Genomic DNA, 26964 nt, shown 5'->3' with positions numbered 1-26964 from the left:
ATCAGCTATTCATTATTTCTTCAATTTCATCAGCCTCAATAGGGATATTACGCATCAGGTTAAAAGGTTCGCCTTTTTCCTGAATTACCACATCGTCTTCCAGCCTAATTCCGAAGCCTTCAGCAGGAAGATAAATTCCGGGTTCTACTGTGAAAACCATGTTTGCCTGCATGGGCTCATACAGCAGTCCATAGTCATGAGTATCCAGCCCGATGTTGTGGGAGGTACCGTGCATAAAATATTTCTTGTATGCCGGCCATTCAGGATCTTCATTTTGAACATCGGCTTTATCCAGAAGTCCGAGACCAAGTAATTCCGAGGTCATTAATTTCCCCACTTCCTTATGATATTCAGCCCAATCTGCGCCGGGTACAAGCATCTTTGTAGCATCATTTTTGACCCTGTTTACAGCGTTGTAGACCTCTTTTTGGCGTTTAGTGTATCTTCCGGAAACAGGAATGGTACGGGAAAGATCACTGGCATAATTGGCATATTCTGCACCGGTGTCAAGCAAGATAAGCTCTCCTTCTTTACATTGCTGATTATTCTCAATGTAGTGGAGCACGTTGGCATTGCTTCCGCTGGCAATAATTGGGGTGTAGGCAAAACCTTTTGAGCGGTTCCTTATCATTTCGTGGTAATATTCGGCCTCAATCTCGTATTCCCAAACTCCGGGCTTAACGAATTTTAGAACCCTGCGGAAGGCTTTTTCTGTGATATCACATGCGGTTTGCATCAAATCCAGTTCGATGGGGTCCTTAACAGAACGCAACCGCTGAAGGATCGGGTTGCTCTTGGCTACTCTATGTGCCGGAAATTTTTCTTTACACCATTTGATAAAACGGTCTTCGCGGGTTTCGGTTTCCACATTGGCGCGGTAGTGTTCATTTGTGTTGAAATATACTGTCCCGCACTGGGTCATGACTTCAAAAAATACCTTTTCAAAATCCTTTAGCCAAAACACATTTTTAATACCTGAAGTTTCAAAGGCTTTTTCTTTGGTGAGCTTTTCTCCTTCCCAAACGGCGATATGATCATTGGTTTCGGTTAGAAAAAGCATTTCTCTGTGCTTTTCTGAAGGAGCATCGGGGAAAATCACCAGGATACTTTTATCCTGATCTACTCCGCTAAGGTAGAAGAGATCCCTTGCCTGTTGAAAAGGCATGGTGCTGTCTGCACCAATAGGATAGATATCGTTGGAATTAAATACCGCAAGGCTTTTCGGCTCCATTTTTTGAGCAAAATTTTTACGGTTTTTGATAAAAAGATTTTGGTCTATAGGATGGTATTTCATGTATGAATTTTTGCGTGTGCCACAAATTTAAAAAATTAAAGGGCAGGAGCTCTCAAAAACTCCCTAAATTCTCCACATAGCAAAAGGGATTCGGGTGTTATATTTTAAGCTGTCAGGAGTGATCCATTTCAGTTGAAAAAACACTCTTTAAATCCATTCTAAATAACAGGCATTAAAAGTATTAATCTTTGGTAATGACTGGAAAGCGCGTATTTTTGTGTTAAATCTTCATTAAAAACATTCTTATCAAATGAGTGGAATCCTCAAATCATCCATAGCAAGAAAAGTTGTTATGGCATTGTCAGGACTATTTTTGGTCCTGTTTTTACTCCAGCATTTTCTAATCAATTTCACTTCTGTTTTCAGCGCGACCACCTTCAATGAGGTCTCGCATTTTATGGGAAGCAATTTCTTTGTTCAATTCCTGTTACAGCCCATCCTGATCCTGGGAGTGATTATACATTTTGTTCTCGGTTTTGTGCTGGAGTACAACAACAGAAAAGCGAGGGTAAAAAAATATGTTCGTTTTAACGGTAGCGCCAATTCAACCTGGATGTCCAGAAATATGATCTGGACCGGGCTGGTAGTTCTCGCTTTCCTGGTACTGCATTTTTATGATTTCTGGTTTCCGGAGATCATACACAAGTACATCCAGGTGCATCCTGAAGATCCAACCAGGTACTATGGAGAAACAGTAGCGAAATTTACCGATCCGGTGAGAACTTTGTTATATGTTATTTCTTTCATCTTCCTGAGTCTTCACCTGTTACACGGTTTTTCGTCTTCATTCCAGTCTGTGGGTTGGCACGAGAAATTTTACAAAGGCATGAGAGGGGCAACAGTAGCCTTTTCAATTCTAATTCCGTTAGGGTTTATTTTTATTGCCGTTTATCATTACTTTAACCAAGTTTAAAAGGGAAGGATTATGTCAGTTTTAGATTCAAAAATACCAGAAGGGCCACTGGAACATAAGTGGAACAACTACAAAAACACCATCAACCTTGTTAACCCGGCCAATAAGCGTAACATCGATATTATTGTTGTGGGTACAGGTTTGGCAGGCGGTAGTGCCGCGGCCACTCTTGCCGAACTTGGTTACAATGTCAAAACTTTTTGTTACCAGGATTCTCCGCGTCGTGCACACTCGATTGCCGCGCAGGGAGGTATCAATGCTTCAAAGAATTACCAGGGTGACGGAGACTCAGATTACCGGCTTTTTTACGATACCGTAAAAGGAGGTGACTATCGTGCCCGTGAAGCCAACGTTTATCGTTTGGCCGAAGTTTCAGGCAATATTATCGACCAATGTGTAGCCCAGGGAGTTCCATTCGCACGTGAATATGGAGGACAACTTGATAACCGTTCCTTTGGAGGTGTGTTGGTTTCCCGTACTTTTTATGCAAAAGGACAAACAGGTCAGCAATTGCTTTTAGGAGCTTATTCTGCTATGAACAGGCAGATCAACCGCGGGAAGATCCAGTCCTATACCCGTCATGAAATGCTTGATGTGGTGATCGTGGGTGGTAAAGCCCGCGGGATCATCGCAAGAGATCTTGTGACCGGACAGATTGAAAGACACAGTGCGCATGCCGTGGTAATCGCTTCAGGTGGATACGGGAACGTGTTCTACCTTTCTACAAACGCAATGGGAAGTAATGCGACCGCTGCGTGGAAAGTCCACAAAAAAGGAGCATTTTTCGCCAACCCATGTTTTACGCAAATTCATCCTACCTGTATTCCTGTTTCGGGAGAGCACCAGTCTAAACTTACTTTGATGTCTGAATCTCTTCGGAATGACGGACGCATCTGGGTTCCGAAGAAACTGGAAGATGCCAAAGCTATCCGCGAAGGCAGATTGAAACCTACAGAATTGGCTGAAGAAGACAGGGATTATTATTTGGAAAGAAGATATCCTGCCTTTGGTAACCTGGTACCACGGGATGTGGCTTCCAGAGCTGCAAAAGAACGATGTGATGCCGGTTACGGAGTGAACAAAACAGGAGAAGCTGTATATCTTGACTTCGGAAGTGCTTTTATGCGCTACGGAAAAGAGGCAGTTGCCACTCAAAAAATTGAAAACGCGACTGAAGCTCAGATAAAAGAACTGGGGCAAAAAGTTGTAGAAGCAAAATATGGAAACCTCTTCCAGATGTATGAGAAGATCGTCGATGAGAATCCATATGAAACTCCAATGAAGATCTATCCGGCCGTACACTATACCATGGGAGGACTTTGGGTTGATTATAACCTGCAAACTACCGTTCCCGGCCTTTACGCCGCAGGAGAGGCTAACTTCTCCGATCACGGTGCCAACCGTCTTGGAGCTTCTGCCTTAATGCAGGGACTTGCCGATGGTTATTTTGTGCTTCCATATACCATGGGAGATTATCTGGCTGCGGATATTAGAACCGGGGCTATTCCAACAAATTCTCCTGAATTTGATGAAGCTGAAAACAAGGTGCGGGAGCAACTTGAAAAACTTATGAATACTAACGGCACCAAATCTGTCGACCATTTTCACAAGAGATTAGGTAAGATCATGTGGAATAAGGTAGGAATGTCCAGAAATGCCGTTCATCTTAAAGAAGCAATTGGAGAGATCAAGCAATTAAGGGAAGAATTCTGGAAAGATGTACGTATACCCGGAGAGATGAATGGGATGAATACCGAGCTTGAAAAAGCAGGTAGGGTGGCCGATTTCCTTGAATTAGGAGAGTTGTTCGCCAAGGATGCATTGCACAGGGAAGAATCCTGTGGAGGTCACTTTAGAGAAGAATACCAAACCGAAGAAGGAGAAGCACTAAGGGACGACGAGAACTTTATGTATGTGGCCGCCTGGGAATACACAGGAGAACCTGCAGATGCCATTCTTCATAAGGAAAATCTGGATTACGAGTATATCGAAGTTAAAACGCGTAGCTATAAATAGAATTGAGAAGTTTGTATTGAGAAATTAGAATTTCACCTCTCAATACTCCATACTCAATACTCAATACTATAACAAAATGAATCTTACACTTAAAATATGGCGTCAAAAAGATGCCAACGCCAAAGGAGGAATTGTCACTTACCAGTTAGGAGGCGTGGAACCCGATATGTCTTTTCTGGAGATGCTGGATGTTCTTAATCAGGATCTGATAGACAAAGGAGAAGAACCTGTTGTTTTTGATCATGATTGCCGGGAGGGTATTTGTGGTACCTGTAGCCTTCAGATCAATGGAGAACCTCATGGTCCCGATCGTCTTATCACTACCTGTCAATTGCACATGAGAATGTTCAAGGACGGCGATACCATTGTTATTGAGCCGTTCAGAGCTAAAGCTTTCCCTGTAATAAAGGATTTGATCGTCGACCGTTCCTCTTTTGAAAGAATTCAGCAGGCAGGGGGTTATGTTTCTGTAAATACTTCAGGAAACACCCAGGATGCCAATGCTATTCTGGTACCTAAGGATAAAGCTGATACTGCTTTTGATGCTGCAACCTGCATTGGTTGTGGGGCTTGTGTAGCGGCCTGTAAGAATGCAAGCGCAATGTTGTTCACCTCTGCAAAAGTGAGTCAGCTGGCTTTGCTTCCGCAGGGAGAGGTCGAGGCAGACCGACGTGTTCTTGCAATGGTTGAACAAATGGACAAAGAAGGTTTTGGAAACTGTACCAATACAGGAGCCTGTGAGATCGAATGTCCCAAAGGTATTTCGCTGGAGAACATCGCCAGGATGAACAGGGAATATCTGAGAGCAAGTACTAAATAACATTTTAGACACCTATATTTCTGAAGATCCCGGACTTTGCAGTCCGGGATCTTTTTTGCACCTTAATAAAAAAAGCAATGGCGACAGTCAATCATATCTTTTCCAAACTTCCGAAGCATAAAACCAGCATCTTTTCTGTGATGTCAAAAATGGCATTTGAACACGATGCTGTAAACCTTTCTCAGGGTTACCCCAATTTTGAGACAGATCAGCGGCTCAAGGATCTGGTGACGCAAGCTATGAATGAAGGCTATAACCAATACGCTCCTCTTGCGGGCATCGCTCCTTTACGGGAGCAAATTGTCAACAAGATCGAAAGCCTGCACGGGAAGAAATATGATAAGGACGCAGAGATCACAGTAACCGACGGTGCAACGCAGGCGCTGTTCCTTGCCATTACAGCTTTTGTGAATCCCGGAGATGAGGTAATTGTTCTAAAGCCTGCCTACGACTCCTATGAACCGGCTATAGAATTGAATGGGGGAGTGCCGGTGGCGTTACAGTTAAAGGGGAAAAATTATAAGCTGGATTTTGAGGAGATAAAACAAAAGATCAATGCAAAGACCAGGATGATCATTATCAACACGCCGCATAATCCCGGGGGAAATGTCTTCAGTAAAGCCGAAATGCAGCAACTGGAGCAGCTTTTGGAAGGGACAGATGTAATCCTTCTTAGCGATGAGGTGTATGAACATATTGTTTTTGATGATGCGAAACATTATAGTGCCTCCGCATTTCCTGAGCTTTCAAAAAGGGCAATTGTGTGTGCCTCTTTTGGAAAGACTTTTCACAACACCGGGTGGAAAATGGGATATTGTGTAGCTCCCGAAGCTTTGATGAAGGAAATATGGAAAGTGATGGAAGTAAATGTTTTTTGTGTGCATCATCCCACTCAACGGGCTTTTGCGGAATATCTTAGAACTCCGAAGCATTACCTGGAACTTGGTAAATTCTATCAGAAAAAGAGAGATAAGTTTCTTGATCTTATAAAAAACACCGCTTTTAAATTTAAGCCGGCAAAAGGAACTTATTTTCAGTTGCTGGATTATTCTGAAATAACAAATGAGCCCGACGTGGAATTTTCCCGCAGGCTCATTAAAGAATATGGAATAGCGAGTATTCCTGTTTCAGCATTTAATAAGGATAATCTGGATCACCGGCAGTTGAGGTTCTGCTTTGCAAAGACCGATGATACTCTTGAAAAAGCGGCAGAGATCCTTAAGAAAGTGAAGTAAATTGTGTTTCTTCAGCTTCTTCGTCTCTTTTCTTCAGCTTGTCATTGACGTAGCCACGCACTAATTCTGTAGTCACTCCAAAGACCACGTGGGCTATCAGTTCATGGATTTGTGTTTTCACCGGTACTTTTGCAGGGCTTTTATCAAGACCGAGTAAAGGCAAACTGGTCTCATGAGTAGAGGCCCAGGTAGTTGCTCCTAAAATTCCTCCATCAATCAAATTTACTTCGCCTTTATCTCTTTTTCCATATCCATAGATTGCACCTACGGTCGCACCTAAAGGGATATTTACCAGCTGCTCCACAATGGCTTCATTCTCCAGTTTAATAGGAGTTCCGGTAAGTTTGGTGGAAAACTGGTCCATCACTTTGATCTGTGCAGAGCGGTTATCTATTTTTCTAACTTCAAGAAATCTCTCAACGACAGATTTTACGGCACTTCCTGCGAGGCCGCCAATAAATCCGGATATAATTCCGCGGGATGTATTCGAGGGAAATGAATCTTTTTCAAAAAAGGAATTTAAGCTCATAGTTTTATTTTTTATCGATTAAAGCTATCTAACTTCTCCCGTCAATGCAACCATTTAACATGCATTTAGCAGGGGAAATAGGATTTTTCATAACTTTACATATGGCACAAAAATTAAGAACAGCCCTCCTTCAGGTTGACCTTTTCTGGGAGGATATTCAGAGAAATATTGAACTTTTTGAGAAGAAAATAAAAGAGCTCCCGCAGGAGGTGGATCTCATTATTCTTCCGGAAATGTTTTCTACCGGATTTTCAATGAACGCTAAAAATCTTGCTGAACCTGTCAAGGGACAAACTTTTGAATGGATGCGAAAAACAGCTGCAGAAAGAAATGCTGCTGTGACCGGAAGTATAATTGTTGCTGAAAACGGTAGTTTTTATAATCGTTTATATTTCGTTTATCCCGATGGTACCTTCAAGAAATACGATAAACGCCACACTTTTACCCTGGCCAGGGAAAATGAAACATATGCCTCGGGCAAGCAGCGGCTAATTGTTGAGTACAAAGGCTGGAGGATTTGTCCTTTGGTATGTTATGATCTGCGATTCCCTGTTTGGGCCCGAAATACAGAGGATTATGACCTGTTGATTTATGTCGCAAACTGGCCTGCTGCAAGAGTTGCTGCCTGGGATACGCTTTTAAAGGCGAGGGCTATTGAAAATATGAGCTACTGCATTGGCGTGAACCGGGTGGGCAAAGACGGAAATAATCTGGAATATGTGGGACATTCTGCCGCCTATGACTGCCTCGGAAAAATGATTTCTGAAGCTCATGATCCCGTTGAATTTACTGAAGTTGTAGAACTGGACAAGCAGTATTTAAAGGATACACGTTCCCAGCTGAAATTTCTCCAGGATCGCGACAAGTTTACGGTACAGATTGATTAGGTGCCGAAAGATTGACATCAAAAGTTTCAGAAACATCCCAGTTAGCCCGTACATCAAGGATGCCCGGGAAATATAAGACCGTTTCAGGTTGTCTTCTGCCAAGGAAACTACCGGTATCCCAGATCCTGTTTCCATTTCTATCGTAAATTAGCCTAAGCCTGTACTTTCCTGGTTTAATGTTTTGGAAGTTAATAGTTGTGTTGCCGGTGCTGTACTGTTCTGCCGTTATTTCACCTTTTTCAGTGGTTAATTGAACGATCACCGGGAAATTCTGCACTCCCTGCAGGTTGACAATAAGATTTCCAAGATCGGAAAGAGCGGGCGTTCTAAAGGATGATCTTATCGTGTCATTTTCTCTTCCGAAGAAATCTGTAAAAGCCCCCGGTAGTGCAGTGAGGCGGTAATTTTGACGCTCATCTTTCTTAAAAGAGATCTGATACTCATTTGTCCAGTTATTATAGGCCGCAGTGAAGTTTACCGGTAAAGTATCATTATCGGTGATCTTTACGAGAGAATCATTTATTGCAACGAGCGGAACGTTTGGAAGAATTTTGATGTCCTGGTGAAAACCAAGATTCGAAGCCGGTTCAAAAGTGAATTGCAAAGAATCCATTTTCATTGTTTTTAAGCGCGTCATCAAAGTATCCTGCCGGTTTGGAGTGCGGGCAATAAACCCAAAGGTGTCCCTTTCCAGGTTCGGCTTGTACCAGTAATGCAAAGTGTCCTTCGCAGGATCTTTAGTGATCATGGCTTCAAACTCTTCGGGTACATTTCGTGGTTCAATGGAAATACTGTCGGAGATTATGAGTCCGCGGTAGCCAAAAATGAGATGTTGCTGTGCTTTTTGAGAAGGTCTTTCAAATGAACCTGCAAGTAATTCCTGGAAAATAGAAAGGTCGAATTCTTCATCTGTAGGAATGGTGATATACTCATCTGCAAAAGCGATCTTGTCTGTCTCGGGTTCGTAGGTGTAATTGTTGTTGACGTCGCGTAAACCCACCAGTTGGTAAGTTCCCTGTTTGAGGTTGTTAAGCTGAAACGTTGTGCTGTCAAGAGTGCTGGTAACATACCTTGGCACTTCCTTATAGATCAGGGAATCGTTATAAGTGGAATCCACTTCATAAAGCGCAATGGTTATATAAGGATCTGGTGCCCCAAGAAGAGCATCCTGCACCCTACCTCTTATAGAAAGGGAGTCTATATAAGGTCCTGTCGAGAAAGCATAGGTGAAAAAGCTGAGAGGATTTCCTTCGTTGTTATCTGTAATACTGCTCCCAAAGTTAATGGTGTAGGTGGTTCGGGGCTGCAGGGTATCATTGATCCTTATACGAATAGATTTACTCGCAGTTCCCAAAGGTGTGATCTCAGGGCGGGGATCCATGGGCGGGGAAATAATGATTTGACGTTGAGGGTCATTAAGCTTTATGTATTCATTAAAGTAGATCCTGATTTCCCTTGAGTCGAAATTGGTGGTAAAATTTTCGGGTCTGGCCCTGATATATTCCGGCGGAATTTCGTCCAGCGGTCCGCCATCGGGGGTTCCCCTTTTTGCGCAGCTGGAGACAGCCAGTATGAGAGTCAGGAAAAAGAGGATTTTTAACCCGGTACTTTTCATGAAAACGAGATTTACTGCAAAGAAACAATTTATTCTTTTAATCCCGAAGCTGCTAATGGGTTACAGCCATTGTGGCAACGCTGATTTTTATTCCCGGCACTGTCAAAATTTTATGTGCACAGGCTTCCAGGGTGGCACCTGTAGTGACGAGATCATCAACCAAAAGCACATGAGCGTCCTTTAAGGCTTTTTCATTTTGCAGGATAAAGGTTTCTTCAAAAGTTCCCCAGCGGGCAAATCTTTTTTTTAGGGTTTGCGTTTGTGAAGCCGAAATTTTTAGCAGCACGTCATCCCGATAAGGAATCTCCAGAGCTTTAGCTATTTCCATTCCAAATTGCGCCACCTGGTTGAATCCTCTTTTTTTAAGTTTCTGCTTGTGAAGGGGAACAGGGATGACCATTGTGATCTCTTTCCATGCCGGCAACTCTTTTAATTCAGCTCCCAGCCAGGTGCCAAGGAAATTCCCTATTTCCTGGTGTCCGCGATATTTCAGGTTATGGATGAGCTTTTGTGTCACCCCTTTTTTCTCAAAAAGCAGGAGGGAAGTGGCATTTTCAACAGGAATTCTTCCGTAGAAGATCTTTTCCACAGGATTGTCCGTCTGTAGATGATGATCTGCAAGTGGCAATCCGTGTAAACAATTGGTGCAAAGGATTTTTTCGTTGCTGGTCAATGCCTTTTCGCAGCCGTAACACATTCTTGGATACAACAAGTCGAGGAAATCGTGAAACATTTGTTAACAAATTAGTTGTGGGCTGATTAAAACTCCTAAATTTACAAAGTAAACCGTTAAAAACCCTTTATTATGACAGACCAGAAAAGTAACAATGCCTTAAAGATCCTTACCGGGGTTCTGGCAGTAGCTTTGGTTGCATTAGGTATTTATACTATTAAATTTTATAACGAGGAAAAGGAAAATAAAGAACTGCTACAGCAGGAAAAAGCTGTAATAGAAGGAGAGTTAAATGACCTCATTGTCAAATATGATGAGGCCATTGCCGAAAATGAAGGCCTGGACCGTGACCTGGTAGCTGCCCGCGAAAGAATCGTAGTGCTTCGGGATTCTGTGCAGGACATGGAAGCCAATCTGGCTGTAATTGCCCGTTACAGGAAAGAGGTGAACAATCTAAAAGCCGAAAAAGAGCAATTATTCAGAGTGGTAGACAGTCTGAGCAATCAAAATCAAAGATTGATTACAGAGATTGACAGTACTAACAACGTGCTTCTTGAAAGAACCAGGATCTCTGATTCTCTGCAATCCCAAACCCGAACTATGGGCGCAAAGATCGACCGCGCTGCTCAGTTGAAAGTCAGCAACCTTAGGGGAGAAGGCGTCATTGAAAGAAACAGTGGCCGACTGGTAGAAAATGATCGTACCCGACGGGTAGACAAGATTAGAACCTGCTTCTCATTAACACCAAACGCGCTTGCCGAAGCCGGGGATAAAGATCTTTATGTTCAGGTGTATAATCCTAACAATGAACTTGTAGGGGACCAAATAGCAGTACAGCACGACGGTGGGGTGATGGTATATAGTGCTTCCACTCAGGTTTTTTACGAAAATGAAGAGCTGGATGTGTGTATCCTGGCGAACACAAATTCCGAAAAACTTATAGAAGGAAATTATAAAGTGATGGTATATGAGGGTACTAATTTGATTGGTGCTACCAGCTTTAGCCTTAGATAAATTTAAATTCTGAATTATTACAACCGCCCTGGCTTGAATCGGGGCGGTTTTTTTATTTTTGCGCTATGGCAAAACAAGAAGATCTTTTTAAAAATGTTATTTCCCATGCCAAAGAGTATGGGTACATCTTTGCTTCCTCCGAGATCTATGACGGCTTAAGTGCTGTTTATGACTACGGGCAAAACGGGGCAGAACTCAAAAAAAACATAAGGGAATACTGGTGGAAGAGCATGGTGCAGCTGCACCAGGAAATCGTAGGTATTGACGCTGCGATCCTCATGCATCCAACAACCTGGAAAGCTTCAGGGCACGTAGATGCCTTTAATGACCCCCTTATCGATAATAAGGACTCAAAAAAGCGTTATCGGGCAGATGTTCTGGTAGAAGATCATGCTGAAAAGATCCTGCAAAAAGCGCAAAAGGAGATCGAAAAAGCGCGTAAGCGTTTTGGAGAAGCTTTTGACGAGGAGCAGTTCGTCAATACCAATGACCGGGTACAACGTTATCTTTCTGAAAGAAAAGAGATCCTTGAGCGGCTGGGTCGCTCGCTTACCAATGAAGATCTTAAGGATGTAAAAGCCCTGATCGAGGAATTAGGGATCGCCGATCCTGAAACCGGTTCAAAAAACTGGACCGATGTCCGCCAGTTCAACCTCATGTTCGGGACTAAATTGGGAGCGTCTTCAGAAACAGCCTCCAATCTCTATTTAAGGCCCGAAACAGCACAGGGGATCTTTGTCAATTTTTCAAACGTGCAAAAAACCGGAAGGATGAAAATTCCTTTTGGGATTGCGCAGACAGGAAAAGCCTTCAGGAATGAAATTGTGGCGCGACAATTCATTTTCAGGATGCGGGAATTTGAGCAAATGGAAATGCAATATTTTGTTCGTCCCGGGGAAGAGTTGAAGTGGTATGAGCACTGGAAAGAGGTGCGTCAAAAATGGCATTTTTCGCTGGGATTGGGTGAAGAGAATTACCGTTTCCATGATCACGAAAAACTCGCACATTATGCAAATGCTGCGACCGATATCGAGTTCAATTTTCCTTTCGGATTTAAAGAACTGGAAGGTATTCACTCCAGGACAGATTTTGATCTAAAAGCCCATGAAGAACATTCAGGAAGGAAGCTGAGGTTCTATGATCCAGAACTGCAGGAAAATTACGTGCCTTACGTAATAGAAACTTCAATAGGACTGGACAGGATGTTCCTTGCAGTACTTTCGGCCTCTTTAAAAGAAGAAGAGCTGGAGGATGGAAGCAGCAGAACTGTATTAAAATTACCTGCTATTCTTGCTCCTTATAAGGCAGCTGTGCTACCGTTAGTGAAGAAGGATGGACTTCCGGAGCTTGCTCAGGAGATTATTGAAGAGCTTAAATGGGATTTCAATGTACAGTATGATGAAAAGGATGCCATTGGCCGCAGGTATCGTCGACAGGATGCAGCGGGAACACCCTTGTGTATTACCGTAGATCATGACTCTTTGGAAGACCGTACGGTTACAGTAAGATATCGCGACACCATGGAACAAAAACGTGTTCCGGTTTCTGAACTTTCTAAAGTTATTTCTGAAGAAACAGATTTTAAGCACTGGATGAAGAAGTAGCTTTTTTCTGTTTAAATTGAGTTAAAAAAGAGCAATTCTATTTGAATTGTTCTTTTTTTTGTTTCCACTCTTTGTAAATCCTTAAATTTATAGATTAAATTTTCCCTACATGGTAAAATATTACTTGCTCCCTGTTTTTTTGTTGATCTTCAGCATAGGACTTTATGGTCAGACCGATCCTGAAAAGGCCGGTCCCATCTTACAGGGAGTAGCGAAACCTATACAAACTGCACCATTATCTTCAAAAGATTTAATTCCCGCGACTACTTCTCCCAAGGAAGTAAATCCTAAAATGCGGACTTCCAATAAAGTGGTGCCGGGGAAAGGATATCCAAAGACCATGGATGCTGCATGGCAGCAGAAAATGGGAGAAATACCGGGCAAGGCGCTGGAACTATCCTTTGATGTGACAAATGTCTCACGCGTACCTACAGATCCTACCGGGGCTGTGGGGCCTAACCATTATGTGAATGCCTGGAATGCGGGCTTTGCCGTTCATGATAAACAGGGAAATCTTTTACTGCCGCATACAGATCTCGAATCCCTGGGAGGAGAATTTGTGGGAGAAAGAAGGGGAGATCCTATTGTTATTTATGATCAATTCGCCGACAGGTTTTTAATTACGCAATTTGCCGGTTGCCCTTATGAACCCGGCCGTGGTTGTCCCAGTAAAATTGATCCCACTAACGCCTTGCTGGTGGCTATTTCTAAAGGTCCGGACCCTGTTAATGACGGCTGGTATACTTATAGATTTCCTACCGGAACTTTTCCCGATTATCCTAAATTCTTTGTGTGGAGCGACGGATACTATGTGACAACAAATCAGGATCCCGAAGATGACGCTGTAGAAGAAGTCGTCTTCGTGTTGGAACGAGACAAGATGTTACAGGGAGCCGAGGCCAGGCATCTGGGATTTCCGCTTCCGGGGATAAGGATAAATGGTTTTTATAGTCCGGCGGCACTAAATGCTGTGGGAGATCAAATGCCGCCCCCGGGGAATATGCCAATAATTTATTTTCAGGATGATGCCTGGGCAGGAATAAATGTGGATCATCTTAAAATATGGCTGCTGAATGTTGACTGGAATAATCCTCAGAATTCGGTGATCACCGAATCCCAGGAGCTGGATCCATCACAGGGAGTCACCCCTTTTCATAGCACTTTTGACGGCGGAAGCGTAATGAATCTTTCGCAGGTAGGAAGTGCACCAGATGTTGATGCCTTACAGGGAGCAGTAATGTGGCCCACCTCTTACAGAAGGTTTGAAACACATAATTCTGTTGTATTCAACTTTGTGGTTGATGTAGATCCTTCACAAGTAGAACACGCTGGAATTCGCTGGTATGAGTTGCGACAGGCACCTGCAGGAGGTCCCTGGAGTGTTTACCAGGAAGGAACTTATGCACCCGATACAGATCACAGATGGTGTGGAAGTATTGGCATCGACAAACACGGGAATATTGGATTAGGTTTTACAGTCATGAATGACAATTTTGAAGACCTGCTCCTGCCTACTTTGAGGTATACAGGACGTTATGCAAATGACCCTTTGGGAATTATGACTTTTGAGGAGGAGACTATCGTTGAAAGCACAGTTCCCGACAATAGTTCAAGGTATGGAGACTATAGCCATACAAGTATTGACCCCGTAGACAACGAAACCTTCTGGTTCAACGGAGAGTATTTTCGTCCTGGTTCCCGTCTCAACAGGGTAGGAGTTTTCAAAATAGCACCTAAGTTCTCTATAGATGTGGGAGTGGCAGCGATAGTAAGTCCTAAATCATCTACGTTAGGAGAGGAAGAAGAGATCACTGTTGCTGTCCGAAATTTTGGAAGTGAATCTCAATCCAATTTTGAAGTATGGTATCAGGTCGGCAATGGTCCCAGAGTTACTGAGGTCTTTACAGGCTCTATCCCGTCTACAGCTCAGGTGGAATTTACTTTTTCTGAAACTGTTGATCTTTCTCAGGAAGGAGAGACTTATGAAATTTCTGCGGCAACAGATCTGGAGGGAGATTTAGAACCTTCAAATGATCTGCATTCCGTAGAAGTGACCAACCTGCCGCCTCGGGACATTGGGGTGACAGAAATACTTCACCCAATGTCCTCAACCTCCCTGGGGCAGGAAAATATTGTGGTTGCCCTTGAAAATTTTGGTGGGGAGCCGCAGTCAGGCTTTGAGGTAGGGTATATGCTTAATCAGGAAGAATGGGTGAGAGAGGTTTTTTCGGGTACTCTGGAGGTAGATGAAATTGAAGCCTTTACTTTTTCCAGGACGACCGATTTTTCTACGCAGCAAGGTTACCAGATCACAGCAGCTACTTTTCTTGAGGATGATTCAAATCCCGAGAATGATGAAACCGAAACCTTCATTGCACACCTTGATTGCATTCCTGAAGGTTCATCCTGTGCCTTTAACGACGGAATCAATAGCTTTTACCTTGAGGAGATCGTGAATGAGAATATCTACTGTACTAATGGATATTTAAACTTCATTGGATTTTCCACCCGGCTTGACAGGCAACTTGAAAGCCATAGAGTTGGAGTGCAGGCGCCTACCAGCAATGAATTTTCTATGTGGATAGATTTCAACGATAACGCAGTTTTCGAAGATTCAGAAAGGCTTGTGACCTCTGGAACATTTAGTTCCTCCAGTGTCACAACGGCCTTTGAATTTGAAATTCCGGAAGATGCGCCTCTTGGTGAACATTTACTGCGTGCCCGGGCAGGCGATGTAAGTTATGCCGGCGATCTTAATGATCCCTGTGATGTGATGGAATATGGAACTACCAACGATTATACAGTCATCATTGTTGATGGTGTGGAGGAGTCTGAACTTCAACAGGGGGAATTGATCATCACTTCTTCAGAAGAAGATATTTACGAGATCACTTTCGAAACTGCTTTTCAGAGTCCGCTTTGGCTAACCGTACATGATATGCTGGGGCAAAAGCTGGTGGAGAATCTAATCAGGAAAAATTTTAACAGCTATACCTATACCCTGGATATGTCTCATGTTGCTACCGGAGTTTACCTGGTGCGAATCGGAACCCGCGATGAAGGTAGGGTAGCACGAATTATTGTTCATTAATCCGGGATAAATCCTATTTCATTCCTTCTAAAAGCAGGACCAAAAATGCTATTTTTGGGCAGCATTAAAATTAGAAGGAATGAAGATCATCTCTTACAACGTCAACGGAATAAGAGCAGCAATTAAAAAAGGATTTATCGAATGGCTTGACAGCACAAATGCCGATGTTGTTTGCCTGCAGGAGATCAAAGCAACTCCCGAACAATTTGACCAGGAACCTTTTGAGAATTTGGGGTATAAATTCAATTCCTGGTTTCCGGCAGTAAAAAAAGGATATAGCGGCGTCGCCATTCTTAGTAAGATTGAGCCTAAAAATGTGATCTTTGGAACCGGTATAGATTATATGGATTTTGAGGGCCGAAACATTCGTGCAGATTTCGAAGATTTTTCAGTGATGAGCATGTATCTGCCGTCGGGAACCAACATCAAGAGACTCGATCATAAGCTGCAGTACATGGCCGATTTTCAGACTTACGTTGATGAGCTTAAACAGGAGCTTCCAAATCTTATTATTTGCGGGGATTATAATATATGCCATGAGGAGATAGATATTCATGATCCTGTAAGGCTTAAGAATACTTCAGGATTCCTCCCGGTAGAGCGGGAATGGCTCGGCAATTTCATGAAAAGCGGATTCGTGGATTCCTTCCGGGAATTTAATACTGATCCCGGACATTATTCCTGGTGGAGCTATCGTGCCGGTGCCCGCGGAAATAATAAAGGCTGGAGGATCGATTATCACCTGGTGAGTGAACCTTTACGAGAGAGGGTGAAACGGGCCGTGATCTTGCCCGATGCACAACATAGTGACCATTGCCCCGTTTTTATAGAAATTGAATAGTTCCACATTATAAACATCCTTTCATTTATGAAAAAGCATTTTATTTTGGCCGTCATCGGGAGTTCTGTATTTCTTTCTTCCTGCGTTAGCGCTAAGGTCTATAAGGATCTGGAAGATCGTCATGCACAACTTCAGGAGGAGAACCGGGAGTTATCGGCTAATTACGGAGACCTGCAAGCCAAAAACCAACAGAATGAAGCCGATCTTGCGGCCCTTCAAACCGAATACGAAAAAACAAAGGCTGAAAGAGATCGTCTTCAGCAGGAATATAACGCTACAAGCCAAAGCTATGAGAAGCTAAAGTCATCCTATGATGCTCTCGAAGCTAACAGTTCTTCGGCCCTTGCTGAAAATTCAAAAAGGAATAGGGAACTATTAGCAGAACTCGATGCTAAAGAAAAAGCTCTTGCTGCTGAAAAAGCCCGTCTTGAGAAACTGGAAAAGGATCTGGCTGCCCGTTCAAAAAGAGTAGATGAGCTCGAAAGTGTGATCGCTGCAAAAGATGCAAAAATGAATGCTCTCAAAAATGCCATTTCTAAGGCTCTAGTAAATTTTGAAGGTAAAGGTTTAACCGTGGAGCAAAGGGATGGCAAAGTCTATGTCTCCATGGAAAATAAACTGTTATTCAGCTCCGGAAGCTGGGCTGTTGGAGCTGAAGGTAAAAAGGCTGTGCAGCAACTGGCTACGGTCTTAGCTCAAAATCCTGATATCGCCGTGCTTATTGAAGGTCATACAGATAATGTGCCATACAACGGCAGCGGACAGCTTAACGACAACTGGGATCTTTCTACGAAAAGAGCTACTGCGATAGTACAGTTGCTTCAGGCAAGTGCTAATATTGATCCGCAGAACCTTACTGCTGCCGGCCGGGGAGAACATGCACCGGTTGCTTCTAACGAAACAGCAGAGGGAAAGGCGAAAAACCGTAGGATCGAGGTTATCCTTACTCCAAAACTGGATGAGATCAATAAACTGCTTCAGGAAATAGAATAAAAGAAGATTTTTATAAAGGCCGCGCCAGGCTCTTGTGAATGAAGAAGTTTTCGTTCCCGAGCCGGGTGTGGTACCAATCTGTAGTTTCTCCAAGATAGTTCAAGGTATCCTGCGCCTCAATTCGGGAAGCAATTTCAGCCTTTGTGGAAGGACCTTTTCTAAGATTGGCTGTGCCGGTTGTCAAAAGATAATCTGAGGCAGTTTCCGGAGGAGCTATCCCTTCAGGAGAAGGAGTTCTGTATACGTAAGGCAACGGATTTTGGGCTCCGCGATATCCTTTATAAATTCCGAAGTGAAGGTGTGGCGGAGTGGTGCGGGCGTTTCCGGTATTTCCTACCAGTCCCAGGGTGTCGCCGGGTGAAACCCGCTGTCCCGGAGATGCAATAATGCTGTCAAGATGGGCGTAATAAAGTGAGGTTCCACGTTTGCCATCCCGCAACCACACCTGTTTTCCTCCCAGGCCACGATTTCCGGTTCTGGATACGCGGCCACTGGTCGCAGCAATAACGGGAGTCCCTTTGGGGGCAAAAATGTCAATTCCTTCATGACTTCTCCTGCCGCCATCACGGGTCGCACCCCACAAACTTTGTACTGCTGAATTTCCTCGTCCCGCAACAGGAAACATATATACTGCTTCTTTGTAAATATTAATTCTGAAAGGGGAATTGGCAGAGATTTCAGGCTGAATAAGCAGTTTATATATGCCAGGTTCATCTATTTCCTGCCGCAGATGTTTGGAGTTAAATTCAGCCGCCGTTAAATGTTTATAAGTAGTTGCAGAATCTACTTCCTGCCGGAAAAGATCCAGGAAAACAAGAGTATTTAGAGAATCGGCATCTACTTCCACCTGAAGCCGCTCTCCCGGGTTTAGTGAGAAGTTATAGGAATAGACCTCCCGGTAGGCCGGAGAGAATTTACCTGCCTCGGCATATGGTAAAGCAATAGCTATACTGTCAAAAAGGGCATTGTCAAATGCTTCTTTCCATTGCGCCAGGGCTATGGGGTCCTGCTTAAGGTCCCGTACGTATTTTTCGCGGGCTGTTGGATTAGTAAAAACATCTTTTACTTTGGTCATTTTAGAGCAGGAAGTTGCAAAAATGAGAGCCAGAAGGATGAAAATAAAAAGGTGGAAAATTGGTTTTTTCTTGTTCACCCCTGATTATGGGCAGAAACTGTGCCAACAAACCTTCAAGAGCTTTTGCAGCAAAAGGAGTTTTTTAAAAGAAATAAGGGGGATCAGATTTTGAAATGATAAAATTTCACTCCTTTTACTGAAAATTCACTTTAAATAATGTTAAAAATAATTGCTGCTACTGGCTTATTAATAATTTTATTCAATAACCAAAACTTGAAGTTATGATCAAGATGTTAGCAGTTATCATGTTAATTGGAGGCGCAATTGCACTAATTATGGGTGTGCTTGGCATTTTTGGCAGTGTTGCCTTAATGTTTAGCCCATGGGCATTAGCCATTCTCGGCTTTGTATTTTTTATCGCCGGAATCTCCATGCTTAAATATCGAAAAGATACAGATGAAGTTGCTGCAGAACACAGGCAGTAATTAAATGCACTAAAAGCCGCTTCAAAAAGGAGCGGCTTTTTCGTTTTTAAGTACCCCGGGAAATTAAACTGGAACGGAGGTCTACAGGAACGGTGATTTCTACTGCAGGAAAAGTTTCATGATTATATCCGTTTGCAGGTCATTTCCCACCATGTAAGGATGGGTGCCGCTAAATTCGAAATGATTTCTTTTATAAAACTCCATAGCCCGGATATTCTTTTCCCAAACCCCCAGCCATAAATATCGCATCTTGCGTTGTATGGCCATTTCTATAACGGTATCAAGCATTTTTTGGCCAATCTTTCTATTTTGAAAATTTGGAGAAACATAAAGCCTCTCGAGTTCCATGGCATCTTCTTCCCTCAAATCGGTCTGTGCATCTCCTAAATTGATCTTGAAGTAACCAACTGTTTTTCCTTCCAGTTTTGTAAAATAGAATTCTGACAAAGGATTTGAAAGTTCTCTTTGTAAGTTTTCTTCTCCCATCACAGAATCCAGGTAGAGCGCGAGATCCTTTGGATTATTGTCTGCTCCAAAAGATTCATTAAAAGTTCTTCTGCTAATTTCAGTCAACTCCTGTAAATCGCCTGGAGAAAGTTTTGTGAAAATTACATTTTGAGAAGACATTTTTTTTCAAATTTATTTCATCCAAACAGGTAGCTCACCACATCCTCGACCTTGGCAACTTTTTGAATCTTAATGACAAAGTTGTTCTTGGGGATCTTGCTTTGTGCAGAAACCAGGATGCTGCTGAATCCTAATTTCTCGGCTTCCTGGATCCGTTGCTCTATGCGTGTTACCGGGCGCACTTCCCCTGCCAAACCAACTTCTGCAGCGAAACAAATATCCTTTGGAACCGCAATGTCTTCATTCGAAGACAAGATAGCCGCAACTACCGCAAGGTCCAAAGCAGGATCATCGACCGAAATTCCGCCGGTGATATTCAGGAAGACATCTTTCGCACCAAGCCTGAAGCCGGCACGTTTTTCAAGGACAGCCAGCAGCATATTCAGTCGCTTTGCATTATAACCTGTAGCCGATCGCTGAGGCGTACCATAAACTGCTGAACTCACCAGCGCCTGAATCTCGATCATTAGCGGGCGCATTCCTTCCAGGGTAGCCGCAATAGCAGTTCCGCTGAGGTCTTCCTCATTCTTGGAAATAAGAATTTCAGAAGGGTTGCTTACTTCCCTCAGGCCATTGCCAAGCATCTCGTAAATTCCGAGTTCATTGGTAGATCCAAACCTGTTCTTGTGAGCTCTAAGGATACGGTACACGTGGTTGCGGTCTCCCTCAAACTGCAGCACAGTATCAACCATATGTTCGAGCACCTTAGGCCCGGCAATACTTCCTTCTTTTGTAATATGACCAATGAGGATCACAGGAGTGGCGGTTTCTTTGGCGTATTTTATAAGTTCGGCAGTACATTCCCTTATTTGTGAAATGCTTCCGGGGCCGCTTTCTATGTAGTCGCTGTGCAGCGTTTGGATAGAATCAATAATGACAATTTCCGGCTCCAGTTTTTCGATCTGGCTAAAGATGTTCTGGGTCTTGGTTTCGGTGAGGATATAACAGTTGTTGGAGTCGGGGTTGATCCTTTGTGCCCGCATCTTGATTTGCTGCTGACTTTCCTCTCCGGAAACATAAAGGGTTTTAAACTTCAGGTTAAGAGAGATCTGCAGGAGTAGGGTGCTTTTTCCAATCCCGGGTTCCCCGCCAAGCAGGGTCAAAGAGCCGGGCACAATTCCACCGCCAAGGACCCGGTCCAGTTCAGCATTATTTGTATTAAGACGCTCTTCTTTAGACACTTCGATCTCTGAAATGCGCAATGGCTTAGCAACCTTTTTGACAGCAGCAGAGGCCGGAGATTTCCAGGTGGTTTTTTCCGCTTTTTCGAGAACTTCTTCAGCGAGGGTGTTCCATTCCTTGCATGAATTGCATTGCCCCTGCCATTTGCTGTGCTGGGCGCCACAGTTCTGACAATAAAAAGTTGTTTTTAATTTAGCCATTCAGATAAAAGCTTCAGAAATGAACAGCTAATAACCGAAATCTTCTTTAATTAATTCGGCTTTTTGAAGCATAAAATCTACGGTGACAAAAGCAACTTCTTCCTGCCCGTAAGCACTCTGGTAGGTGCGCATGGCTTTTTTCGATCGGCCGGTTGCCTCATAAGCGCGTGCGAGATAATAGGTGCCCAGGGCCGAAGTAGGATATTCCTTTCTGGCCAGTTCCCCCAGCTTCTCCAGCTCTTCCCATTTTTGAAGGAATTCCATGGCTTTGCCTACAGCCAGATAATCATTGATGCGGACTTTTTTATTTATTCCGAAGTTATTGTTGATCACGTCATATTTATCGATAAGGTAGTCATAGGGCGAGCCTTCCATCATCACGATCTCATCATATTCCTTGAGACCGATAGGTTTGTAAGACGCAAAAATGTGCTCCAGCGCCCTTGGTAGCGCCCGGCCTATTATGGTGTAATGAGTGGCAGCATCAATTTCTTCAAATTTATATTTCAGATGATCACTTGTAACCGAAGCCAGTTGCGTGTCAAGATCGTTTATGCCTTTTCGAAGGGTTGGGATATCATTGCTGCCAACAGCCAGGTAATACCATATGGGTTTTTCGATAACCGCAAATTTTTCGGTTAGCCTCGTAGCCATTTCCGGAGCCAGGTCCGGGCTGAAGTTGATATAAGCGTGAAAGAGCGGATCATCCTTAAAGAGGTAATAATTGAGGAAATTAGCAGTGATATCATGACCTGCAATAGCTACAAATTTCGAGGTGCGATAGTTTTCGTCCATGAACTTCAAAAGTTCCATTCCCAAAAATTCGAAAAATAAGGCGCCTCTTTTTTCCGGAAGGAAACGCTGCGAATCGTACATACTGTCCTCATCACGGCTGTCGATTTGATTAACACCTACTACGATGGCTTCGGGGATCTCATCCCAGTAGGAATAGTAATCAACATTACCGGCCATGGGTTCGAACAGGTAATCGCCGTCCAATACAATGATAAGCGGATAGGTTTTTTCGGTATTCTGCTCATAATTCCGCGGGAGCTGTATCTTTAATTCCCTTTCTGTACCAATCCTGGAAGATTTTATGGTCTTGTAAATGGTTTGTGCAGAAAGTAGGGGTGAGGTAAAAAGAATAAGAGTTAGAAAGTATAATTTCCTCATATGCAGTAGGTTTTTTCCTAGAGCAATATAAAAATTATTTCTTTTGATTGTAAAGAGGCAAAAATAATAGCGAAAGACCTCCCAGAATAATCACCATCAAAGTTTGAGACCCCCACATGATCCAGCCAAAAGCTTCCCCGGCCTGTTGATTGATCCCAAAAAGTAACAGCACTGCGCCCATGGCAATGGGATAGACGCCGATACCTCCATTGGTAGTAGAAATGGCAAATGAACCAACAATAAAGGCCGCCATGAATCCCGCAATTGTTAGAGATTCAGTTTCGGGCAAAGCATATTTGATCACATAGAACATGAGCAGGTACATAATCCAGATGAAAAAAGTATGTATTAAAAAACCTTTTTTGTGCTTCATCTTCAGGATACTTCTCATGCCTTCCAAAAGACCTATGGCAAAATCTCTGATTTTTACCATAAACGGATGGTTCGATCTTCTAATTAGGTTAAGGAAAGCAATTCCGAAGCCAAGAAGGAGCAGGAGTAACCCAAGAGAAATAAAAGGATTGATCTCGTTTTCGCTGAAGTAAAGAATAAGTCTTTCGGTTTGGATAAGGAATCCGAATAAGGTAATAAGCAGCAGCATAATAACGTCTGCAATTCTTTCAGAAACTATGGTCCCGAAAGCTTTATCGAACGGAATGTCTTCATAGGTAGAAACTGTTGCCGCCCTAAGAACTTCCCCCGATCTGGGAACGCCAAGATTGGCAAGATAGCCTCCCATCACTGCCATAAAACTGTTGGCGAACTGCGGGCGGAAACCCAGGGGTTCCAAAAGGTATTTCCAGCGATAGGCCCGGGAAAGATGGGAAAGAATCCCGAAAAAAACACTGAGCATTACCCACTCAAGTTCCGCCAGTTTAATGTTATTCCAAAGTTCTTCCCTTTCTTGAGGAGTGGCACTGCTCAAGGAATACCAGATCAAAAAAACTCCCAGCAAAAGGGGAAGGAAAGTTTTGGTGAACCTGAATAGCTTTTTCTTCAAGATCTAATTGAGGAGGTTGGTTTCTTCATTAGGGAAAACCAATGCGGGTTTAAAATTTTTTGCCTCTTCTATATCCATGATGGCATAGGTGATGAGGATCAAAATATCTCCCTTTGCGACCTTACGGGCAGCGGCACCATTAAGAGTGATCTCGCCACTGTTGCGGGGTCCGGGAATAGCATAGGTTTCCAGACGCTCTCCATTATTGTTGTTCACGATCTGCACCTTTTCTCCTTCAATTATATTTGCTGCCTCCATAAGATCTTCATCTATGGTAATGCTGCCAATATAATTAAGATCGGCTCCGGTGACTTTGACGCGATGGATTTTTGACTTTACAACGTGGATCTGCATAATGCTAATTTAAAGCTATATTATCTATTAACCTGATGTCGCCGGAATAAGCGGCGATAAATGCCCTGTATTTCTGATTATCTTCTTTCTCTTGCATGGTCATGAGAGTCTCCTCATCGGCGATCTCAAAATATTCCAGTTCCAGTGCATTGTTTTTTTTGAATTCTTCTGAAACCCAGCTATTTATCTCTAATGCACTTTTTGTGCCAAATTCCTGCTTAACCTTTTGAAGGACCTGGTAGATAAAGGCTGCATTTTGTCGTGCTTCGGGGCTTAACCTTTCATTGCGGGAGCTGCGGGCGAGTCCGTTGATCTCCCTGTCAATCGGGCAGCCAATTACCTCAACATTAAGTTGTTCCTTTTGTACCATTTTCTTTACGATCTGTAACTGCTGAAAGTCTTTTTCCCCAAAGAAAGCTTTGTCAGGTTCCACCATCTCGAACAGCTTTTTTACAATGGTGCCTACACCGTCAAAATGACCTGTACGAAACTTTCCTTCCATCTGATGCTCTAGTCCATCAAAGGAAAATTTTTCTGAAGAAACCGTATTTCCATACATTTCTGAAGCCGGGGGAGAAAAAATGATCACCTCTCCGCTTAACTGGGATATTCGTTCCACGTCCTGTGCAAGAGTCCGGGGATATTTCTCCAGATCGTCAGGATTATCAAATTGGGTAGGATTTACAAAGATGCTCACTACCACTTTATCACAGGTGGCAAGGGCTTGTTTTATAAGAGAAAGATGACCTGCATGAAGGGCTCCCATGGTAGGAACAAAACCTATGCTCAGATTGTCTTTTTTAAAAGCTGCAATCTGCTTTTTTAGCGCGTCCTTCTCCTTTAAAATCTGCATCTTATTCTAAAATTTACGGCGTGCAAACTTAATATAATACTGGCAATCTGCATAAAATTTTGTATTTTTGCGTGTTTTTATTTCACAACAGCATTAAAGTGATCCTATGAAAGATAAGAGGATATTGTACGTATCATCTGAAGTTATTCCATATTTACCCGAAACCGAAATTTCATCTATGTCTTTTGAAGCTCCCAGAATGGTGAACAACCATGGAGGTCAAATACGTATTTTTATGCCCCGTTTTGGAAATATAAATGAGCGTAGGCATCAATTGCACGAAGTGATAAGGCTTTCGGGAATGAATCTTGTTATCAATGATCTCGATATGCCGCTTATCATAAAAGTGGCCTCGATCCCAAAAGAAAGAATGCAGGTGTATTTCATTGATAACGAGGATTATTTTAAAAGGAAAGCCACTCTAACAGATGAAGAAGGAAATCTTTTTCCTGACAACGATGAAAGAGCTATTTTCTTTGCTAAAGGTGTGATAGAAACTGTAAAAAAACTAAACTGGTCTCCTAATATTATTCACGTGAACGGCTGGCTTTCTTCCATGCTGCCTCTGTATCTTAGGAATTATTACGGGAATGAACCTTTATTCAATAAAGCTAAAATTGTTACCTCTGTGTACAATCAGGACTTCGATGGTACGTTAGATAGCAACATGTACAAGAAGGTTTTATTTGACGGGTTGGAAAGTGAACAGGTAAAACACTTAAAAAAGCCAAACTACGTTAATCTTATGAAAACAGCAGTGGATAATTCTGATGCTGCTATAATTGCAGGAGATAATATTCCTGATGAACTAAAGAAATATTTAAGTAAACTTGCCAAGCCGGTGTTGGAATATAAGAACCGTGAGGAATTTGCCTCAGCTTACCAGGAATTCTACACAAAAGAGGTGCTGTCATAATTAGAAATAACTGAATGAATTTAAAGAATAGAATGTTGAAAATGACAACAGTAGCAGCTGTTGTTTTTTCTTTTATAGCTTGTGAAGACGATTTTGAAACCATTGGCAGCGATGTTATTGGCGAGCCAGGGTTCAATGCCGAACTTTATGATGAAGCAGAGATTACTGCCAGTACCTTTAAGTATGGTCCTGTTCAAACCAACAATACACAGTTGAACCTGCTAGGAGTGTATCAGGATCCTGTTTTCGGAACTCAGGAAGCCAGTGTGCTTACCAGTTTAATGCTCACCAATTCCAATCCTTCCTTCGGAAACGAGCCGGTATTGGATAGCGTGGTGCTGTCAATTCCATTTTTTTCCAGAGAAGTTTCGGTTGGTGATAGTACAGAATTTAAATTGGATTCCATCTATGGGGAAGGACCAATAAAACTTACCATAACCGAATCAAATTTTTATCTGAATAATTTCGATCCGGAAACCAATTTTGAAAAGTCCCAGAAGTATTATTCCAACATGGAGCCACGCATTTTAAGTAATCTTACTTCTAATGTGCTTTTAGAAGTTGGCAGCTTTAGCCCTTCTAATGAGCCTATTGTTGAATACTCTGTGGATTCTGCGGGAGAGGCCGACACTTTGTCCCTTGGTCCTGCAATACGTCTGCATCTTAATAAACAGTTTTTCCAGACTAAGATCCTTGATAAAGGCGGGTCTTCAGAATTACTTAATCAAAATAATTTTAAAGATTATTTTAGAGGGATCTATATCAATGCAGATCAGGTAAACAACGAAGGAACCATGATGCTGCTTAATTTGCTGCATGAAAATGCCGGGATTGTGCTCTATTATACCACCAACCTTCCCGATGTAAGAGATACCGATGATGATGGCGATGAGGAAGAGCTTGTGGAGGCCAGAAGATCTTATAAATTGAACTTCGGAACGCCAAAAGTCAATACATTCCAGCAGGAAATGCCCGATTTTACTGGGGAGGATGACCTTTACCTCAAGGGAGGAGAGGGCTCTATGGCTGTCATTGAACTTTTCTCCGGCCCCGATGCAGATGGAAACGGAGTTTCAGATCAACTGGAGGCGCTAAGAGAGATGGATTGGTTGATCAACGAAGCCAATTTGATTTTTCATGTGAACAGAGATCTTGCAGAAGACCTGGATGAACCGGAAAGGGTTTACATCTATGATCTTGATAACAACAGGGTTTTATATGATTATCAGCTCAACGCTATGCAAGAATCTAATCCTGTGAAACCTATTTCGGTGCACCTGCCTCCATTGACCCAAGATGAAAATGGGAACGGTCTTAGCTATAAAGTAAGGTTGACAAACCATATCAATAATATCGTTAATAAAGATTCCGCCAATGTGAGATTAGGATTGGCAGTTTCTCAAAACGTAAGTTTAACAACAAGTTCAGCTTTGTTGCAGCAAGATGAGGTTGTGAAAAGAGTGCCTGCAGCATCTGTAATTACCCCTGAAGCTACAGTTTTATATGGGCCAAATGCCGAAGATGTGGAAAAGAGGCTAAAATTGAATATTTATTACACAGAACCTAAGAATTAA

General features: G+C 42.8%; 24 protein-coding genes. 13 read left to right on the top strand and 11 right to left on the bottom strand.

Going from position 1 to position 26964, the window contains the following annotated elements; genetic code table 11:
• Position 1: 1 nt before the first annotated feature.
• Positions 2 to 1294, bottom strand: coding sequence for an aminopeptidase P family protein (locus CRO16_RS03190; RefSeq protein WP_097054887.1), 1293 nt, complete (start codon positions 1292 to 1294; stop codon positions 2 to 4).
• A gap of 250 nt (positions 1295 to 1544) precedes the next feature.
• Here CRO16_RS03190 and CRO16_RS03185 point away from each other — a divergent pair, with 250 nt between their 5' ends.
• The 4 genes from CRO16_RS03185 (at position 1545) to CRO16_RS03170 (ending at position 6278) form a co-directional block, all read left to right on the top strand.
• Positions 1545 to 2207, top strand: a complete 663-nt coding sequence (locus tag CRO16_RS03185) for a succinate dehydrogenase cytochrome b subunit (RefSeq protein WP_097054886.1) — start codon at positions 1545 to 1547, stop codon at positions 2205 to 2207.
• A 12-nt stretch (positions 2208 to 2219) separates the two neighbouring features.
• Positions 2220 to 4223 (top strand): fumarate reductase/succinate dehydrogenase flavoprotein subunit, encoded by a 2004-nt coding sequence (locus tag CRO16_RS03180; protein ID WP_097054885.1) that lies wholly within the window; start codon positions 2220 to 2222, stop codon positions 4221 to 4223.
• A gap of 76 nt (positions 4224 to 4299) precedes the next feature.
• On the top strand, positions 4300 to 5043 hold the full coding sequence (locus tag CRO16_RS03175) for a succinate dehydrogenase/fumarate reductase iron-sulfur subunit (protein ID WP_097054884.1): 744 nt from the start codon (positions 4300 to 4302) through the stop codon (positions 5041 to 5043).
• Between the two features lie 77 nt (positions 5044 to 5120).
• Positions 5121 to 6278, top strand: coding sequence for a methionine aminotransferase (locus CRO16_RS03170; protein ID WP_097054883.1), 1158 nt, complete (start codon positions 5121 to 5123; stop codon positions 6276 to 6278).
• Here CRO16_RS03170 and CRO16_RS03165 read toward each other — a convergent pair.
• On the bottom strand, positions 6262 to 6807 hold the full coding sequence (locus CRO16_RS03165) for a DUF1440 domain-containing protein (protein WP_097054882.1): 546 nt from the start codon (positions 6805 to 6807) through the stop codon (positions 6262 to 6264). The two genes, CRO16_RS03170 and CRO16_RS03165, sit on opposite strands and share 17 nt — an antisense overlap.
• Before the next feature lie 101 nt (positions 6808 to 6908).
• Here CRO16_RS03165 and CRO16_RS03160 point away from each other — a divergent pair, with 101 nt between their 5' ends.
• Entirely contained in the window at positions 6909 to 7694 is a 786-nt protein-coding gene (locus CRO16_RS03160) for an amidohydrolase (RefSeq protein ID WP_097055759.1), read from the top strand.
• Here the strand turns inward: CRO16_RS03160 and CRO16_RS03155 are convergent.
• A complete protein-coding gene (locus CRO16_RS03155) occupies positions 7675 to 9309 on the bottom strand; it encodes an Ig-like domain-containing protein (protein ID WP_097054881.1) in 1635 nt (544 codons plus the stop codon). The genes CRO16_RS03160 and CRO16_RS03155 overlap by 20 nt on opposite strands.
• A 52-nt stretch (positions 9310 to 9361) precedes the next feature.
• Positions 9362 to 10042 carry a ComF family protein gene (locus tag CRO16_RS03150; protein ID WP_097054880.1) on the bottom strand — a complete coding sequence of 227 codons (681 nt, stop codon included), beginning with the start codon at positions 10040 to 10042 and terminating at the stop codon, positions 9362 to 9364.
• A 72-nt stretch (positions 10043 to 10114) separates the two neighbouring features.
• Here CRO16_RS03150 and CRO16_RS03145 point away from each other — a divergent pair, with 72 nt between their 5' ends.
• The 5 genes from CRO16_RS03145 (at position 10115) to CRO16_RS03125 (ending at position 17525) form a co-directional block, all read left to right on the top strand.
• The gene (locus CRO16_RS03145) at positions 10115 to 10996 is read left to right on the top strand and encodes a hypothetical protein (protein WP_097054879.1); all 882 of its coding nucleotides are present in this window, start codon (positions 10115 to 10117) and stop codon (positions 10994 to 10996) included.
• A 65-nt stretch (positions 10997 to 11061) separates the two neighbouring features.
• Complete coding sequence (locus CRO16_RS03140) at positions 11062 to 12600, top strand: glycine--tRNA ligase (RefSeq protein ID WP_097054878.1); 1539 nt, start codon at positions 11062 to 11064, stop codon at positions 12598 to 12600.
• Positions 12601 to 12709: 109 nt separating this feature from the next.
• Positions 12710 to 15691 carry a GEVED domain-containing protein gene (locus tag CRO16_RS03135; protein WP_097054877.1) on the top strand — a complete coding sequence of 994 codons (2982 nt, stop codon included), beginning with the start codon at positions 12710 to 12712 and terminating at the stop codon, positions 15689 to 15691.
• A 79-nt stretch (positions 15692 to 15770) separates the two neighbouring features.
• Positions 15771 to 16532, top strand: a complete 762-nt coding sequence (locus tag CRO16_RS03130; protein WP_097054876.1) for an exodeoxyribonuclease III — start codon at positions 15771 to 15773, stop codon at positions 16530 to 16532.
• A gap of 27 nt (positions 16533 to 16559) precedes the next feature.
• Positions 16560 to 17525: an OmpA family protein gene (locus CRO16_RS03125; RefSeq protein ID WP_097054875.1), complete on the top strand. Its 966-nt coding sequence runs from the start codon at positions 16560 to 16562 to the stop codon at positions 17523 to 17525.
• Positions 17526 to 17535: 10 nt separating this feature from the next.
• Here the strand turns inward: CRO16_RS03125 and CRO16_RS03120 are convergent, their stop codons facing one another.
• Positions 17536 to 18600 (bottom strand): M23 family metallopeptidase, encoded by a 1065-nt coding sequence (locus tag CRO16_RS03120; RefSeq protein WP_245858859.1) that lies wholly within the window; start codon positions 18598 to 18600, stop codon positions 17536 to 17538.
• 281 nt (positions 18601 to 18881) lie between these two features.
• Here CRO16_RS03120 and CRO16_RS03115 point away from each other — a divergent pair, with 281 nt between their 5' ends.
• Complete coding sequence (locus CRO16_RS03115) at positions 18882 to 19085, top strand: hypothetical protein (RefSeq protein WP_097054873.1); 204 nt, start codon at positions 18882 to 18884, stop codon at positions 19083 to 19085.
• A gap of 99 nt (positions 19086 to 19184) precedes the next feature.
• On the opposite strand, the gene CRO16_RS03110 is transcribed toward CRO16_RS03115, so the two are convergent.
• From CRO16_RS03110 to panC, 6 genes are read right to left on the bottom strand one after another with little or no spacing between them, the layout of a single operon-like run.
• Positions 19185 to 19712, bottom strand: coding sequence for a GNAT family N-acetyltransferase (locus CRO16_RS03110; protein WP_097054872.1), 528 nt, complete (start codon positions 19710 to 19712; stop codon positions 19185 to 19187).
• Positions 19713 to 19729: 17 nt separating this feature from the next.
• Positions 19730 to 21094: a DNA repair protein RadA gene (gene radA / locus CRO16_RS03105; RefSeq protein WP_097054871.1), complete on the bottom strand. Its 1365-nt coding sequence runs from the start codon at positions 21092 to 21094 to the stop codon at positions 19730 to 19732.
• Between the two features lie 27 nt (positions 21095 to 21121).
• Positions 21122 to 22267, bottom strand: coding sequence for an alpha/beta hydrolase (locus tag CRO16_RS03100; protein ID WP_097054870.1), 1146 nt, complete (start codon positions 22265 to 22267; stop codon positions 21122 to 21124).
• A 34-nt stretch (positions 22268 to 22301) separates the two neighbouring features.
• Complete coding sequence (locus CRO16_RS03095; RefSeq protein ID WP_097054869.1) at positions 22302 to 23267, bottom strand: lysylphosphatidylglycerol synthase transmembrane domain-containing protein; 966 nt, start codon at positions 23265 to 23267, stop codon at positions 22302 to 22304.
• A gap of 3 nt (positions 23268 to 23270) precedes the next feature.
• A complete protein-coding gene (panD, locus tag CRO16_RS03090) occupies positions 23271 to 23621 on the bottom strand; it encodes an aspartate 1-decarboxylase (protein ID WP_097054868.1) in 351 nt (116 codons plus the stop codon).
• 4 nt (positions 23622 to 23625) lie between these two features.
• On the bottom strand, positions 23626 to 24474 hold the full coding sequence (gene panC / locus CRO16_RS03085; protein ID WP_097054867.1) for a pantoate--beta-alanine ligase: 849 nt from the start codon (positions 24472 to 24474) through the stop codon (positions 23626 to 23628).
• A 106-nt stretch (positions 24475 to 24580) separates the two neighbouring features.
• Here panC and CRO16_RS03080 point away from each other — a divergent pair, with 106 nt between their 5' ends.
• A complete protein-coding gene (locus tag CRO16_RS03080) occupies positions 24581 to 25390 on the top strand; it encodes a glycogen/starch synthase (RefSeq protein WP_097054866.1) in 810 nt (269 codons plus the stop codon).
• 41 nt (positions 25391 to 25431) lie between these two features.
• Positions 25432 to 26964 carry a DUF4270 domain-containing protein gene (locus CRO16_RS03075; protein ID WP_179670475.1) on the top strand — a complete coding sequence of 511 codons (1533 nt, stop codon included), beginning with the start codon at positions 25432 to 25434 and terminating at the stop codon, positions 26962 to 26964.

It is taken from the genome of Salinimicrobium sediminis, assembly GCF_900215295.1.
GTDB classification, from domain to species: Bacteria; Bacteroidota; Bacteroidia; order Flavobacteriales; family Flavobacteriaceae; genus Salinimicrobium; species Salinimicrobium sediminis.
This window is presented reverse-complemented; position numbering and strand designations above follow the sequence as displayed.